The 14,972-nt window shown below is 32.6% G+C and carries 14 protein-coding genes; 3 read left to right on the top strand and 11 right to left on the bottom strand.

Annotation, left to right across the window (positions count from 1 at the left end; all coding sequences use genetic code 11):
- Window positions 1-379: 379 nt before the first annotated feature.
- The 4 genes from QNJ66_RS16185 to QNJ66_RS16170 all read right to left on the bottom strand — a co-directional run bounded on the left by QNJ66_RS16185 (window position 380) and on the right by QNJ66_RS16170 (window position 2,528).
- Window positions 380-1,054 carry a RibD family protein gene (locus tag QNJ66_RS16185; protein WP_300508703.1) on the bottom strand — a complete coding sequence of 225 codons (675 nt, stop codon included), beginning with the start codon at window positions 1,052-1,054 and terminating at the stop codon, window positions 380-382.
- 55 nt (window positions 1,055-1,109) lie between these two features.
- On the bottom strand, window positions 1,110-1,427 hold the full coding sequence (locus QNJ66_RS16180) for a hypothetical protein (protein WP_300508701.1): 318 nt from the start codon (window positions 1,425-1,427) through the stop codon (window positions 1,110-1,112).
- Window positions 1,428-1,486: 59 nt separating this feature from the next.
- On the bottom strand, window positions 1,487-1,753 hold the full coding sequence (locus tag QNJ66_RS16175; protein WP_300508699.1) for a hypothetical protein: 267 nt from the start codon (window positions 1,751-1,753) through the stop codon (window positions 1,487-1,489).
- A gap of 565 nt (window positions 1,754-2,318) precedes the next feature.
- Window positions 2,319-2,528, bottom strand: a complete 210-nt coding sequence (locus tag QNJ66_RS16170; protein WP_300508697.1) for a DUF4926 domain-containing protein — start codon at window positions 2,526-2,528, stop codon at window positions 2,319-2,321.
- Window positions 2,529-2,723: 195 nt separating this feature from the next.
- Between QNJ66_RS16170 and QNJ66_RS16165 the strand changes: the two genes are divergently transcribed.
- Window positions 2,724-4,346, top strand: a complete 1,623-nt coding sequence (locus QNJ66_RS16165) for an NERD domain-containing protein (protein ID WP_300508695.1) — start codon at window positions 2,724-2,726, stop codon at window positions 4,344-4,346.
- Between the two features lie 37 nt (window positions 4,347-4,383).
- On the opposite strand, the gene QNJ66_RS16160 is transcribed toward QNJ66_RS16165, so the two are convergent.
- Together QNJ66_RS16160 and QNJ66_RS16155 are read right to left on the bottom strand one after the other, a co-directional pair.
- Window positions 4,384-6,051 (bottom strand): RNA-directed DNA polymerase, encoded by a 1,668-nt coding sequence (locus QNJ66_RS16160; RefSeq protein WP_300508693.1) that lies wholly within the window; start codon window positions 6,049-6,051, stop codon window positions 4,384-4,386.
- Between the two features lie 97 nt (window positions 6,052-6,148).
- Entirely contained in the window at window positions 6,149-8,941 is a 2,793-nt protein-coding gene (locus tag QNJ66_RS16155; RefSeq protein WP_300508692.1) for a protein kinase, read from the bottom strand.
- Window positions 8,942-9,166: 225 nt separating this feature from the next.
- Between QNJ66_RS16155 and QNJ66_RS16150 the strand changes: the two genes are divergently transcribed.
- A complete protein-coding gene (locus QNJ66_RS16150; protein ID WP_300508690.1) occupies window positions 9,167-9,484 on the top strand; it encodes a hypothetical protein in 318 nt (105 codons plus the stop codon).
- Here QNJ66_RS16150 and QNJ66_RS16145 read toward each other — a convergent pair whose 3' ends face one another.
- From QNJ66_RS16145 to queC, 5 genes are all read right to left on the bottom strand, one after another.
- On the bottom strand, window positions 9,485-9,907 hold the full coding sequence (locus QNJ66_RS16145; protein ID WP_300508688.1) for a hypothetical protein: 423 nt from the start codon (window positions 9,905-9,907) through the stop codon (window positions 9,485-9,487).
- A gap of 262 nt (window positions 9,908-10,169) precedes the next feature.
- Window positions 10,170-10,364, bottom strand: a complete 195-nt coding sequence (locus QNJ66_RS16140; RefSeq protein WP_300508686.1) for a hypothetical protein — start codon at window positions 10,362-10,364, stop codon at window positions 10,170-10,172.
- 234 nt (window positions 10,365-10,598) lie between these two features.
- Complete coding sequence (locus QNJ66_RS16135; RefSeq protein ID WP_300508684.1) at window positions 10,599-13,334, bottom strand: NACHT domain-containing protein; 2,736 nt, start codon at window positions 13,332-13,334, stop codon at window positions 10,599-10,601.
- An 89-nt stretch (window positions 13,335-13,423) separates the two neighbouring features.
- On the bottom strand, window positions 13,424-13,993 hold the full coding sequence (locus QNJ66_RS16130; protein ID WP_300508683.1) for a Uma2 family endonuclease: 570 nt from the start codon (window positions 13,991-13,993) through the stop codon (window positions 13,424-13,426).
- Window positions 13,994-13,998: 5 nt separating this feature from the next.
- On the bottom strand, window positions 13,999-14,700 hold the full coding sequence (queC, locus tag QNJ66_RS16125; protein ID WP_300508681.1) for a 7-cyano-7-deazaguanine synthase QueC: 702 nt from the start codon (window positions 14,698-14,700) through the stop codon (window positions 13,999-14,001).
- A 193-nt stretch (window positions 14,701-14,893) separates the two neighbouring features.
- On the opposite strand from queC, the gene QNJ66_RS16120 reads away from it, so the two are divergent.
- A partial coding sequence (locus QNJ66_RS16120; protein WP_300508705.1) for a helix-turn-helix domain-containing protein occupies window positions 14,894-14,972 on the top strand: 79 nt, incomplete at its 3' end.

Below are 14,972 nucleotides of genomic sequence, written 5' to 3'. Positions count from 1 at the left end.
GTCCTTACGCACTTCCGCGCAGATGGGAACTGGTAATAAAAAGTGAATAGTATTTTGTGTGTGTACCGCCGGGAGAGCGGAAACTTACGCCCACGGGAGAGACTCATTAAGGGGTGGCTATCCTAAAGATAGTGCATCGAGTCTGTATCAGACGGGTTACTGTCTGAGCCTGGAAAGCCCCATTGTCTTACTTTGGGGTACTTCACGCAAATGACAGCATAGATTATTAATTACTTGGATGTAGTAATTAGGTTTCAGTTGTGAAAAAATTAGCTTTCTGGGTTTAACACTGTTAAACCCCTACAAGGATGTATTTGTAGGAAGATAATACTATTATGTCGTTATATGTTCTGACTTCTTACATATTATTTAGTGATTGCTATAGTACCTTGTAATGTAAGAAAATTTCTTGTCCTATTTGTTCTAAGCTTAATAGTTCTAATTTTTGACTATGTTTTGAGAGAAAACCTTTTCCTTCTACGGGAGTCGGTGCTGTTTTTCCTCCTAAAATATAGGGACAAATAGTTAACCAAAATTCATCGATTAAATTTTGTTCTAAACAACTCGCTACCAGTTCCCCACCCCCTAAAATTGCTAGATTATTTAATCCTATTTCTTTTAAGTGTTTAAATGCTGTAACTAAGTTAATTTTTCCTGTTTCTAGATCAGAAAATGTCAATACTTTTTCAAAGTTTGAACTATTATTTTTTGCCCCTTCTTCTGTAGTTATTAACCAATGGGGTACAGGTTGAGAAAAAAAGCGTAAATTATCAGCTATTTTCCCAGAAGCAGAAACAACAATATTAATCGGTTGACTAGGTTTATTTTCTTGTTTCCTCGCAGCTAATAATTTAGAGTTTTTAACCGTTAAAGTAGTCCCATAAGCGCGTAATGTTCCTGCACCAAATATAACCCCATCTACTAATGAAATTTGTTTTTCTAAATGATTCTTATCACTATTTGAGCCAAACCTCGCTGCATTACGTTGAAAATCAGCAATTTTGCCATCGGCAGTCATGGCTAAAATAACTGTTGTTTTGGGTCTATTTTTCATCTGAAAAGTTTATAGTTTACTGTAACACAAGCAGACCGCTTGTATAGTATAAAATCTAGGTTTGAGTGAGAAAACCGAATCTGACAATAGCTGCAATGGTTGCACCAATAACAGTAATAATTAAGGCCCATATTTGAGCGTTTGCCCTTCCTTTTAAGTCTTTGACATCTTCTTTAAGTTGGTAAACTTCGGCTTCTATTTTCGGCAATACTTCTAGTTTCGTTTTGATTCCCTTGACATCTTCTTTGAGTTGAGTAACTTCGGCTTCTATTTTCGGTAATACTTCTAGTTTCGTTTCTACTCGCTCTAATCTAGCGTCAAGTTTAACAAGAATATCTTTTAAGTCGGTTTCAATAATAATTGGGTTACTCATGGGGGGCATTCCTCAATATGGTTTCAATGATTCTTTTGCTTAGGGATGAAAAGTAAAATCTAGGTTTGAGTGAGAAAACCAAACTTGATAATAGCTGCAATGGTTGCGCCGATAATAGTTATAATTAAGGCCCATATTTGAGCGTTTGCCCTTCCTGTTAGGTCTTTGACATCTTCTTTCAGGTTTTTGACATCTTCTTTAAGTTGAGCAACTTCGGCTTCTATTTTCGGCAATATTTCTAGTTTTGTTTCAATTCGTTCTAACCGATTATCCAGTTTAGTAAGAATATCTTTTAAGTCCGTTTCAATAATAATTGGGTTACTCATGGCTTTGTTTACTAAACACTTATCTGAAAGTATTATAATCCTTATAATCTTTTCCCACCCTACAACTAGAATGCTATTTTATATCAATTTACGTAGGGGTCAACGGCCGTTCATCCTTAGAGGAATGCTTATTTTGTGTATTTTGTCAAGAGCAGCTTTACATTCGTTTACGTTAATTTAGTACGCTTGCTCAAAAAAGTTCCTGTTTTTTCTCTAATTACCCTTCTTTTGGCATGCTTGATAGTTTCACACAACGGAGTAATAGGAATCTTCTGACTTGTTTTAAAGGCAGATATACTATGCCTTGAGTATCAGTCTCTAATATAGCAATAGACAGGCTAGTTAGGACACATAAATTATATTTTAAGGGAACAGGGAACAGGGAACAGGGAACAGAAAAATGTCCTAATAGCTTTGGCGACTGCTATATCATACCATAAGCCCGTAAACTCGTTGCTTATTGATAACTATTTTCACACATTGCGAAATGTAAAGAGAGCCGAATATTTTTATTTTCTTTGTTATTCCAATTTTATATAAGTTTCGTTTATATTTAATGCGATCGCTAGTTAATGGGTGTTGTCCAGGAAACAGGAACTGCTATGACATCAAGAGTTTCATTATTAGCAAACATTTCTAAAAGATAACCTGCTTCTGGTTGTTGCTCATTAGGGGGCAAAAATTCTACAATTGTACCTCGATCGCCTTGTTTAAAGATGGTATTGGGGATATCTCTAGATAGTTTAACTTGTTGAAAGAGTTGGACGGTTTGCATTATTCGATTTTGATTAATGGGAGTAAAGTTTAGGTTTTAGTGACACATTACCATGATGAGTTTAAGTAGTTTTTTGGGTATGTTAGGGGTTAAGCAGTAGTGATCACTTTCTAAAATTTCTTATTATTAATAAATTTTAAAGTGTTCCACATCTTTACTAATATGAACAACTTTTGATTAGGAATAATATTGATAATGGCTAAAATGTTTCCTCCAAATGCTCCTTCTAATCCTAATTTACACGGAGAATCGCAAGTATATAATTTACTTGCCAAACTTGATGATGATTTTTATATCTTTCAGGATCGATACTGGATTTTTAGCAATAAATATGGATCAAGGATGGAAAAGGAAACCGATTTTTTATTAGTTCATCCAGAAAAAGGTTTATTAATTATAGAAGTCAAAGGTGGGACGCATTTTTCTTATGATGGAAAACATGATAAATGGAAATCAGGAGATAAAATATCTTATCAAAATCCATATAAGAAACAATTAGCTAACTCTAAACAATTACCTGTATTCTTGAAAAAGAGAATACCTAGTTTAAAAAATATTTGGTTAACTTGTGGATATGCAATTTGTTTTCCTCATATTGATATTTTAGATGGTAATTTAGCCCCATTCATGGAAAAAGAAGTTACTCTATTTAGAAATGACCTTAAGGATTTAAGCCCTAAAATAGATGAGATATATAGTCATTACAATAATTATAGAAATAGTTGTCTTGGTAACAATATAGTTGAAGAAATAAAAAATTTAATTACTCCTAGCTCAGAATTTAGAAAGTCTCTAAGTGCAGAAATAGAAGATGAAAAAGAAATGATTATTCGGCTAACAAAAGAACAACAAGAGATTCTAGATGGTTTTTATAGAGCTAATATACCTATTGTTATTGAAGGGCCAGCAGGAACAGGAAAAACTCAACTTGCTATATTTCAAGCAATATCTGATCTTAAATATGATAAATTTGTCTTATTAATTACTAATTCTCAAGAATCTAAAAATTATCTTTATAATGAAATTTCGCTCAATATTAATATAAGAAATGATTATTTGAAAATATTAACTATAAATGAAATTAACTTAGTACAAAAAATCATAGAACAAAAAAATGATGTAGAGGAAATTCATATTATTATTGATGAAGCACAGCAGTCAGATGGTAAATTGTTAAGAGAAATAGCTGACTACTCAGAAGAGTTAACCAATATTTCTATTCTTATTTTTAAAGATGATTCTCAGAAAACTAATGAGAATAATATACAAGAAATATTTAAGCCTTTTAATTATTCCTTACAGAAAGTAATCAGGAATACAGTCGAGATTTTTGACTCTTACAAAGAGTATATTAGTCCAAATTATAGAGTTAAACAACCAGTTAGAACATTCAAAGAAGTTATTACTAATAATTTTACAACGGATAAAGAACTGATTGAACTTATTAAAAATAAAGTGTTGATGATGACAGAAAATGAGAAAGTAAAATCAAACAATATAACAATACTCTTTTCCAAACAACCGCCTAAAGAGATTATTAAATCTATACAATTATCAATTTGTGATTTATCCTTTAAGAAATTTTCTTTAGCTAATCCAATTCACGATAATACGATCACTTGGTCAACTATTTATGATTTTCAAGGTTTAGAAAATCATATAATATTATTAGTTGAATTAGAAACAGAACCTATTTCTGAGACGCTTCATATAAGAAGATTAAGGTATATCGGTAGATCAAGAGCCTGTAGTATATTATACATATTTTTAAAAAAAGATACATCTTTAGATATAAATACCATTGCGGATATATTTTAATTGTCAATACTTTATATTTATGAAAAATAGATATTTATTAAGAATTTAATTCGTCTATTCCAACTTTTTCACTATTATCTGATAAGTCATTAAAATCAAAGTAATCAAAAAAGTTTAAACTATCTTTATGTGCAAGTATTGAGGACAAAACCCTAGAAACATTGTGAGAAATAGGTCTAGGTAAATAACCATCTATATTTTGACGAAATAAAACTTCATCAAACGTATTCCCATTATCTTGATGAGATAAGATCCATAATGCGTATAAACAGTTAAGATGTAAGTCTATTGATTTACTAGATAGAAAATTTTGAAAAATGGTAATTAATTTTTGACGTAACTGATCATTATTTTTAGTCATCATCAGTATGTAAGGGGGATCTTTTTTTCTAGGTTTAATCAAATGATGAATTAATCTGGTTCTAGCATAATCCATAATATATTTGGACTTAAATATTTCATTCATTGCTTTATATGCTGCAATCATAATTGAATTGGAAAACCCAAAACTTATGAGCTTGACAATATTCCAAGTATTTTTTTTAATAGTTTTAGGGTATTGGTAAATCATCTCTGGAATTTTAGAAATTAATTGTATAATTAACTCATCATCATATTCATCAAAGTTACTCAAATCAAATAGATAATTAGTTAATTTAACGCAATCTTCCTTATTAATATTATTCTTTAAAGCAATCTGTCCTATATCAATATTATCATCTTCTTCTGATCTTTTCTCAGTCTTCAAATGATCAACAAAAGAAATTTCATGATCTTTTCTAAATAAATCTTCTATAGATTTAGGGTTACAGATGATATTAGTTTTAGCAGAGTTTAAATTCAACCCTATTCTATGCAATTCTTCTTGGATAATATTAACAGCTTTAATACATTCTTCTTTACTATTTGTAATCACTTTAATGTCATCAACATATCGTGCATAATTAAATCCACAAGTAACCATTAACTCATCTAATCGAGCAAGTAATATATTAGCTAAATATCCCTCAGTCCAATTACCAGTTAATAATCCTTGCTGCTTTGTTTCAATTTTTAATAAACCATCAATTAATGAATAAAATTCAACTTCAGATTCCAATATTTTATGAATAATTTTTTCATATTTTCCAGGCAACATTTTTCCTGTTAAATTAAATATTGAGTTGATGATATAATCATGTGAAATACTATCATAAAATGAAGTTATATCGGCATTCAATATACAAGATTTTTTCTTTTCTTGTTTATATTGAATAATTAAATTTTCAGACCATTCTATGAATTTTTTGTAGTTGGCATAATAATCTTGAAATAAAGGAATAAAACCACTTTTCGATCTTTGTATTCTACTAGAAAAATTTGTTTCAATTAAAGAATTTTCAATAGCTAGTGAAATAGTGTTTATTAGATGATATCTAACTGCAAATTCCTTAAAAGGTAAATAAATACATCTCCTAATAAAAAAATCGCCTTTTGGATAAGCATAAGCAAATGATTCATCTGGTATGTAAGGTTGTGATAAAGAGTAGATATTTTTTATGTATTCAACCAATTGGTTAATCTTACCTTCATTTTTACAATTAATACGAATTTCAAAAAAATTACAAAATGGATCATCATTGAGTCTGCTATATATTGCATAATAAATCGAAGTTTTTATCAATTTGGGATCAGTTAAATAGTCTTCTAGATTGAAATTAACCATAAACAAATTATACTATTTTTTAAAATTGACTTTCCTTAGAACGGCAATGAATGTAAAAGGGGTTTTGAAGATAATACAAGATGTCAGCTTGAGCATCTCATTCAATTTTCCCTAATTCTAATTTCCATAAGCGAACCACTCCATCATTATCCCCGGAAACTAAAAAAGAACCATCTCCAGTAAAAGCAAGACTATTAATATCATTAGTATGACCTTGAATTAATTGGGTTAATTCTCCTGAAACCAAGTTCCAAATAGCAATCATTTTATCTTTTCCACCTGAAGCCAAATAATGACCGTCTAAACTATAAGCAACACAGTTAACATAATTAGTATGACCCTGAAAACGATGAATTTCTTTACCAGAAATAATGTGCCAAACTCTAACAGTTTTATCGCGACTAACAGAAGCAATAAATTGACCATTAGGACAAAAAACCACATCTTCTACACTATATTTATGACCTTCTAATTGTTGAACTTGTTGACCGGAGGAAACTTCCCAAATTTTAATAGTTTTATCGTTGCTACAACTGGCAATAAATTGATTATCAGGACTAAAAGCAACCCCTTCAATATCTTCTAAATGACTGTTTAAAATACGAGTAGGTTTCGTTCCTTTAAAATTAGGCAAACTATTAGTAATCTCCCAAAGAAAAATGGTTTTATCCCAACTTCCAGAAGCAATCCATTGACTATTAGGACTCACCGCAACACTACTAACACAATGTTGATGACCTTGTAAAATTCGTTGACATTTTCCTGTATAAATATCCCAAACTCTCACGGTTCCGTCCCAACTTCCAGAAATTAAATGTTGATTATCGGGACAAAAGCTTAAACTAGAAACTGAACTTTCATGACCTTCAAGACAACTAATTTCTCGTTGTTTAATAATATCCCAAAGATGTATAGTGAAATCATTATATGTGATCGCTATCCAACGACCATCCCCACTACAAGCAACACTATGCACACAATTATTATGTTGTTGTATTTGTTTGATGTTTGTTCCTGTTTCTCTGTCCCAGAGACGAATGCTATTGTCTAATGCTGCTGAGATCAAGTAACGCTCATCGGGACAAAAAGCGATCCCTTGAACACTGTTATTATGTCCCTGTAGTTGTTGGGTTTGTTGTCTTTCTCTGAGAGACCAAATACAAATATTTTTATCATTGATTGCGGATGCAGATGCTAAATAATCACCTTTTTTAGTAAAACTTAATGCTGTTACCCAGTCTTGATGTCCTTCTAATATTTGTTGAAATTTTCCTGAAGTAACATCCCACAAACGAATAGTTTTATCTCTTCCTCCCGAAGCTAATAGTTTACTATCTTGGCTAAAAATCAAGCTTTCTATTGCTGTTTTATGTCCTTCTAAACATCGCCATTCTTGACCAGAAATAGCTCCCCAAATTCTCACAATTCCTATATGGGAGCCTGTGGCAATAAATTGATTATCTTCGCTAAAGGCAACGGCGGTTATAGACCCCATAGGATCAGATAATTCGTGGCGTTTTCTTCCTGTGTTAAGTTCCCAAATAATAAAGGTTTCGTCGAGGCTTCCTGAGAGTAATAAAGAACCATCTTTATTAAAGGCTACATCGGTAATTTTTTTAGAATGACCTTGTAATTGTCTTAATAGTTTTCCTTGGTTTAAATCCCATAAATAGATACTTTGTTCCCAAACTAAAGCTAATATTTCTTTATTTTCACTGATAGCTGCACAGGAAGTTGGACAGTCAATTTCCCACTGCTTAATAGGGTTATCAAAATCTAATAAATATGCTCCTGATGCTTCTATAACTAAGACCTGCTTTTGATTAACGGGAATAACTTTTCTCAGACAACCTAACCCCAATTTTCTAGCCATACCTTGTTGTTTTAATAAAGGTAAAGAAAACTTTCCTTGTAAATTTTCGAGGTTTTTTTGTTCAATTCTAATTAGATTAATTTGTTCTTGTTTCCTTAGTTCCCACCATTGGGCTACGCTAGAATTGCGTTTATCTCTTTTAATTCTCAGGGCATCTACAATTAACATATCCCAAGGATAATCTAACCCTTTAGGCTGCCAAATATCGGTTTCTAAAGCTCGTTTCATGGCCGGAGGTGGTAGTTTTCCTGTTAGTAGTTCATGGAGAATCATTCCTACTTCAAATAAATCGCTTTGCGGTCCAATTTTTCCCCCTGTCATAATTTCTGGTGCTGCATAACATTCCGTAAAAGAACGGGTCTTTTTTCGTTTAGCATCACTGGCTAAAGTAGCTGCTCCAAAATCAATTAAAATTAGTTGATCATCTGGGGTTAAAATAATATTCTCTGGCTTGAGATCGAGATGATAAATTCCTGCTGAGTGAATAGCTGTTAAAGCATCAACTAATTGTCCAATGATGTTTTCTATTCTCTCTGGGGATAGCTTTTTTTTCGGTTGATTTTCTAATTCTTGAAGCAAGGTTTTTCCCTTTACCAAGTCCATAACAATATAAGCTGTGTCCCGTTCTTCAAATAAATCCCTCACTTTAACTACATTGGGATGATCTAATTTAGCTAATATCTGTCCTTCTTCTAAAAAATGATATAAATTTCTTTTGTATTTGTCTCGATTTTTTTCGGGAATAATTAATAGTTTGGTTTCAACATTTCGGGATACATATTCTACAGGATAAAATTCTTTGATGGCAACGGGATTCTTTAATGCGGTATGATAGGCACTATAGGTAATGCCAAAACTGCCTTTTCCAATAGCATTCTCTAAATAATAAGTATGCGATCTCAGTTGGGTTCCTTGGGGTAACACTTCTTGTAACAATTTAGGAACCTGCGCCCCACAATTGGGACAAATTTGGGTTGTTTCGGGAAGGTTATCCAGATGGCAGTTTAAACAGCGCATTTATTTGCTTATTTATATAATTTGAATTGATTAATTATTGTTTTTTTATTGATTGATACCATCTTACCTAAGTTCTCTGTTCTTCGTATCAGAAAAACCCACGGTTTTAATTCCGTGGGTTAATTTTAACCGTAAAAACTCTTAATTGTTAATCATGCAACTGGGGGAAGTCAGCCGCAAAATATTCAGGATAGGATGTCTTAAGTTCGATTTGGAGAATTACCTATGAAAAGGATTTCTATGCTTGGATTATTCACCCTTGGTCTGATTCTCACTCCTTTTATGGGTACACAGATTGTTAATGCTCAAATTATCGAACTGGGAGATGATGTTCGGGTTGATTTTTCTAATCAACGCCGTCGTCGCGGCAGGACAAATGTAAGGGTTTATGGTGATAATGGTCGCTTGACTGTCGGGGTAGAAGAACAAAGAAGACCTCAAACAAGAATCCGCATTAATGACAGAAATGGCTCACCTTCTTTTGATATTCGTCAAGAAAGACCCGCCCCAGAAGAAAGAGTAAGAGTCTCTTTCCCTTTCTAACTAACTATGGTTGCGACATTTTTTTACTAAACCATCAAATCCTTCCCATATTTGTTCGTCAGATGCTTCGATCATACCAAACATAAATTTGGTTTTTTTCTTGATTTCTAAGGTTAATACTTCTTCTGATGGTTCAAATTTATAGTTTAAGGTTGCTGCAATTGTTCCATCAGAAATCATGGGTTGATTTCTAACTTTTAACTCAACTTTACCTTTATTTTCGCCGTGATAATGAGCCCAACCTTGTTCTGAACCGTTTGAACTAGCTGGTTTTATACATTCGTTGAATTGTTGGGCATTAATATTGTCATATTGTTTCAACGATGTGGTGGATGCGGAGGAACTGAAAGTCATACTGAAGAAAAAAGTAGCAGTTGTTACATAACCGAATAAGTTATCTGGCTTTATTATTGATACTTTCATGATGTTTTTCTATGGAGTAAGATTATATGTTTGTAATGATAGCGATAATACTTAAGTATGGCTTCATAAATAAGAAAATTTAAACAACGCTTAATATTCTTTTGAATTTAAAGAAATGTAAATGTTAATGAGTTCGGAGTTCGGAGTTCGGAGTTCGGAGTTCGGAGTTCGGAGTTCGGAATTATGATTTTTTTGAGGAGAGAATGGGGGTTTTAGACTTCTGATTTGAGTCAGTTTTCTAGAAATTTCCTTATCATCGAACTCAAGTTTGGTAATGTTTCGCTAACTGTCTAATTGCTTCCTCGTTACCCTGATGAGCTTGTTGTTGAATAATGGCTAAAGTTTGAGGTTTATCTCGGTAATGTTCTGCTAACTGTTCAATTGCCACGCTATGACCCTGATGAGCTTGTTGTTGAATAATAGGTAAAGTTTGAGGATTATCTCGGTAATGTCTCACTAAATATCTAATTGCTTGCCAGTTACCCTGATGAACTTGTTGTTGAATAATGGGTAAAGTTTGAGGATTATCTCGGTAATGTTCTGTTAACTGTTTAATTGCCGCGCTATGACCCTGATGAGCTTGTTGTTGAATAATGGCTAAAGTTTGAGATTTATCTCGGTAATATATCGCTAACTCTTTAATTGCTTGGTTATTACCGTGATTAGCTTTTTGTTGAATAATGACTAAAGTTTAAGGATGATCTCGGTAATATATCGCTAACTCTTTAATTGCTTGGTTATTACCCTGATCAGCTTGTTGTTGAATAATGGCTAAAGTTTGAGCATGATCTCGGTAATGTTCCGCTAAACTGTAAAGTGCCGCGCTACTACCATGATGAGCTTGTTGTTGAATAATGGCTAAAGTTTGAGCATGATCTCGGTAATGTTCCGCTAAACTGTAAATTGCCGCGCTACTACCATGATGAGCTAGTTGTTGAATAATGGCTAAAGTTTGAGGATGATCTCGGTAATGTTTCGCTAAACTGTAAATTGCTGCGCTGTTACGATTTGTAGCTAATTCTTGTATTTTAAGTATTACTTTTGGATACAATTGAGCTACTTGAACTAATTTCTCAACAATTTGTTTTTGTATTGACCAATTGACTTCTGATTGTGCCATTGTTTGAAGTGTATTCCACACTTGAGAGTCACTTGGCCAATTTCTTGAGAGCGAATTAACTATATTGTCTTTGATCTTATCTTTAAATGGATACCAAATTTTCGATTCATCTTCTTCATAATAAAGTTTTTCTAATTGATTCAATAATCGCTGATTTAGTTGATGATGAGTAGAAGGATTTCGCAATTCGGCAAAACAATCTGCGGCTAAAAATAGAGCAGTAAATTTTCTATCCATTTCTTTTTGATCAATCAAATAATTAATCAATTTTTCAGAAATTTCTTTGGGGAATTCTGCACTAAGCATCCCCATTAATAAACATAAAACTTCTTTCCAAGAATTGTCTAAACAATTTTTCATAAATACATCAGTCTCTAATTCTTCGTAAGTAATTCCTCCTTCTAAACCCCGTTTTTTAAATCTTTCATAAAATTCGCAAGCACAAAAATATTCCAAAAAAGTTCGATGAACAAAAGAGAAAGCATTTCCTCCTAAAGAACAAAGAATAAAATTACGATAGCGAAGTTGTTTGATAATTAAATCCGTCATATCACTCGCATCTCGTTTATTAATTCCTGTTTCTTCCAGATAATTAGTTAAAATACTTTCTAATTCTTCTTTATAAATTAAGTTAGCTGCTAGTCCTTTTTCTCCAGCTTGCATTGCATTAGCAACCAAACGGAGAATGTCCTTTTTATCTCGTAAATCAATATTATAAAGATATTTTTTGAGTTCGGGATCAATCAATCCTTCCTTAGTTTCAAAATCCCATTGATGTAACAATACTTCTGAGGCTTTTTCATAAAGTTTAGGTCGATCTCTGGGTAATTCTTGAGTCCTATTAAGAATCGCCATCATAGTTAATAATAAAGGATTTCCTGCTAATTCTCGAATAGCTTTTGACTCTTTAATCGCCTTTTGTAACCGTTGTTGTTTTAATGTTTTATCATCTCTATTTTGAAAGGCTAAATCATGCCAACGTTGTATAAAATCATTAATTTGAGTCTGATCTAAATCCTGTAACATAAAGTGTTCAAATTCGGCATTAATAAATTCTTCTGCTTTATATCCTAACCAACGAGAGGTTAAAATTATTTTAACTTCGGGATAATCAATACTAAAACGTTTAATATCTGTAACAATTTTTTCTCTCAATTTAGGATCAAAAACTTCGTCTAAGCCATCAAATAGAGCGATAGCTTGACCTTTTTTTAGTTGTGATTCTAAAGCAAGTTTATTGAGATGGAAAAATAAATTACCTTGATGAAAAAAATCTAAGAAATTATCACATTTATTCTCGTCTTTATCTCTTGCATAAATTCGTAATTCTATTAAAAGAGGAATAGGAAAAGAAGTACGATCACTAGGTTCTTTTTCAGCCCAATTCAAAGCTAAATATTGTAATAAACTTGATTTTCCAGCACCAGGATCACCTAAAAATACAATTTTAGTATGTTCAATTTCATTGACTATATCAAAAACAGGATATAGTTGCTCATTCCAATATTCTCTACGTTTTTCTTCTAATAATTGTAACTCTAACTCTGCTTGATTAATTTCTCCTCTATCTAAAAGTTCTTGAACAACCTCTTTAGGAAATTCGTATAATTGAGGAATAAACTGTTTACACCTTTTTACATTTTGTGGCACAAACATTCGCCATAGTTTTATTTGTTCATAAGTGGTTGTATCTAAACACTCTAATTTAAGATTACCATATTCACTCTTTAAACCTTCTGCATATCTATCTAAATCATAATCTGTTTTAAGACCAACTATTTCTTGAATATTTTCACTATCTTTAATCTTTATTTCAACCAAGAAAATAGCTTTTAATTTCTCAGAACTTTCAATAATTTCTCTTGTTTTTCTAAGATAGAATTTTCCTACTTTTTCCCAATTAAACTCAGATGGTAATTGAGGTAAATTTAGTCTGTGCCAAGACTTAGCTAGAGTAAAAGTATCAAGAAGTTGACAATTAATATCAAACGCATCTCCTAAAATAGGTTTAACAATTTCGTCTTTAATAAAAATTTTGAGTGGTTTTTTATAAATCTCTAGCTTATCATCATCAATATCAGCCATCTCTAACTGTTGCTGAAATATTTCTAAAAATTCCTTTAATGCTTTTCCATAAGCTTCTTTTTGGACATCTTTTTCAGGTAATCTTAATAGTTTACCTAAACTATTCTTAAAAAATTCTTTTCCGTAATCTTTTGCTCCCTCTGTTGCTAAATCTTGCATAACCGAACGAACAACAGAACCCGCAGCTTGAGTGACTCCCCAGACGATTAACCAGTCAATCATTACAACAAACTTAAGACAGTATATTACTATCTTAAGTTTAACAATTGTATTATAAATTGTAAATTATAGGACTTAATATTATTAAATTCCTACATATTTCCCGAGGCTAAAACTTGATTAACGGTTAAATCTAACTCAGAAAATAAACGAGATACTAATTTATCTGATAGATTATAAACTTTTTCCTCATATAAACCTTCTTCTAACAAGAAAATTGTAATTTTCTCTTTATTTGGATCAACAATCCAATATTCATCCACGCCTAAAGCAGCATATTCTGATCGTTTATAACGATAATCTCTTTTTATAGAATCAGGACTAACAATTTCTACAATTAATAAAGGAGGAATTTGAAAAATAGCTGATTGATCTAGCAATTCTGAAGCAGCTTCTTTGGTGGTTACAAAAACATCGGGTAAACGAGATTTTCTCCATCCAGTTCTTACCCCTGCTTCTCGAAAACAAACTAAAGGTAAAGCTTTTCTTTGGATTAATTGATCAAAAGCCATTTCTAAAAATTTAGCTAAGAGAAAATGTCTAACAGTCGGAGGATTCATTAATACTAACCTGCCATCAACTAATTCATAATGATTATCTGCTTCATCATTATATTGACAATAATCTTCAAAACTGTAGATTTTTTCTGATAATTGAATCATATTTATTAATTTTTTTGATATATTTCTCTTCCTTTAATTGTAGCTAATTGAGGATATCCTGCCTCAATTAAAGCTCGATCGCGGATACGGCAAGAATCACATAATCCACAGGGTTCTTGTCCTCCCTGGTAACAAGACCAAGTTTCAGATATAGAAACCCCAAGTTTAATAGCATCTTTAACAATATCAACTTTTGTTTTCGTGATCAAGGGGGCAACTAATTGGGGGGCTTTTCCTTCGATTCCTGCTTTTGAGGAAAGATTAGCGAGGTTTTGATAGGCTTGGAGATACTCCGGGCGACAATCGGGATATCCCGAATAATCTACCGCGTTAATGCCTAAATAAATTGCCGTTGCGCCTTTTGCTTCCGCTAAGGACAGGGCTAAGCCAATAAAGACAGTGTTTCTGCCGGGAACGTAGGTTGAGGGTATCTCGTTGGGGTCAACTCCTCCTTGGGGTAAGGATAAGGAACTATCGGTTAAAGACGAGCCTCCCCATTGAGCAATATTGACATCAATTATGTAATGTTGAGTCATATTGAGGGATTTGGCGATGGTTTTGGCTGCTTCCAACTCCCTTTGATGTCGTTGTCCATATTGTAAGGAAAGGGCTATCACTTCATAGCCTTGGTCAATGGCGATAGCTGCTGATGTGGCAGAGTCTAACCCTCCTGATAATAAAACGACGGCAATGGGTTTATTAGTCATAATGTAGGATAGATCGAAGAAAAGTTAACTTTAATGTCGAGCTAAGTCCCACGCTGTACCGTCCGAGGAGTTTAAGGGAATCGGCAACGGTCAGGGTGCGGATACAGCCCGACCGATATATTAACGTGGGACAGCACAACCTTGCTTAGTAATTTATGTTACCACTTGATATTTTTTCTGATAACATATTCTTATGACTCTAACGCTCAACTATTGTTACCGAATCTACCCTGATAGCAAACAAGAGGCAATGTTAGACGAATGGCTAGAGA

It is taken from the genome of Crocosphaera sp. (assembly GCF_030064895.1).
Classification (GTDB): domain Bacteria; phylum Cyanobacteriota; class Cyanobacteriia; order Cyanobacteriales; family Microcystaceae; genus Crocosphaera.
The sequence above is the reverse complement of the archived record's forward strand: the minus strand, read 5'-3'. Positions and strand labels throughout refer to the sequence as shown.

Coding starts and splice junctions, on each gene's coding strand:
- QNJ66_RS16185 (WP_300508703.1), bottom strand. CDS start 1,054: ATGAAAAATAGACCCAAAACAACAGTTATTTTAGCCATGACTGCCGAT.
- QNJ66_RS16180 (WP_300508701.1), bottom strand. CDS start 1,427: ATGAGTAACCCAATTATTATTGAAACCGACTTAAAAGATATTCTTGTT.
- QNJ66_RS16175 (WP_300508699.1), bottom strand. CDS start 1,753: ATGAGTAACCCAATTATTATTGAAACGGACTTAAAAGATATTCTTACT.
- QNJ66_RS16170 (WP_300508697.1), bottom strand. CDS start 2,528: ATGCAAACCGTCCAACTCTTTCAACAAGTTAAACTATCTAGAGATATC.
- QNJ66_RS16165 (WP_300508695.1), top strand. CDS start 2,724: ATGGCTAAAATGTTTCCTCCAAATGCTCCTTCTAATCCTAATTTACAC.
- QNJ66_RS16160 (WP_300508693.1), bottom strand. CDS start 6,051: ATGGTTAATTTCAATCTAGAAGACTATTTAACTGATCCCAAATTGATA.
- QNJ66_RS16155 (WP_300508692.1), bottom strand. CDS start 8,941: ATGCGCTGTTTAAACTGCCATCTGGATAACCTTCCCGAAACAACCCAA.
- QNJ66_RS16150 (WP_300508690.1), top strand. CDS start 9,167: ATGAAAAGGATTTCTATGCTTGGATTATTCACCCTTGGTCTGATTCTC.
- QNJ66_RS16145 (WP_300508688.1), bottom strand. CDS start 9,907: ATGAAAGTATCAATAATAAAGCCAGATAACTTATTCGGTTATGTAACA.
- QNJ66_RS16135 (WP_300508684.1), bottom strand. CDS start 13,334: ATGATTGACTGGTTAATCGTCTGGGGAGTCACTCAAGCTGCGGGTTCT.
- QNJ66_RS16130 (WP_300508683.1), bottom strand. CDS start 13,993: ATGATTCAATTATCAGAAAAAATCTACAGTTTTGAAGATTATTGTCAA.
- queC (WP_300508681.1), bottom strand. CDS start 14,700: ATGACTAATAAACCCATTGCCGTCGTTTTATTATCAGGAGGGTTAGAC.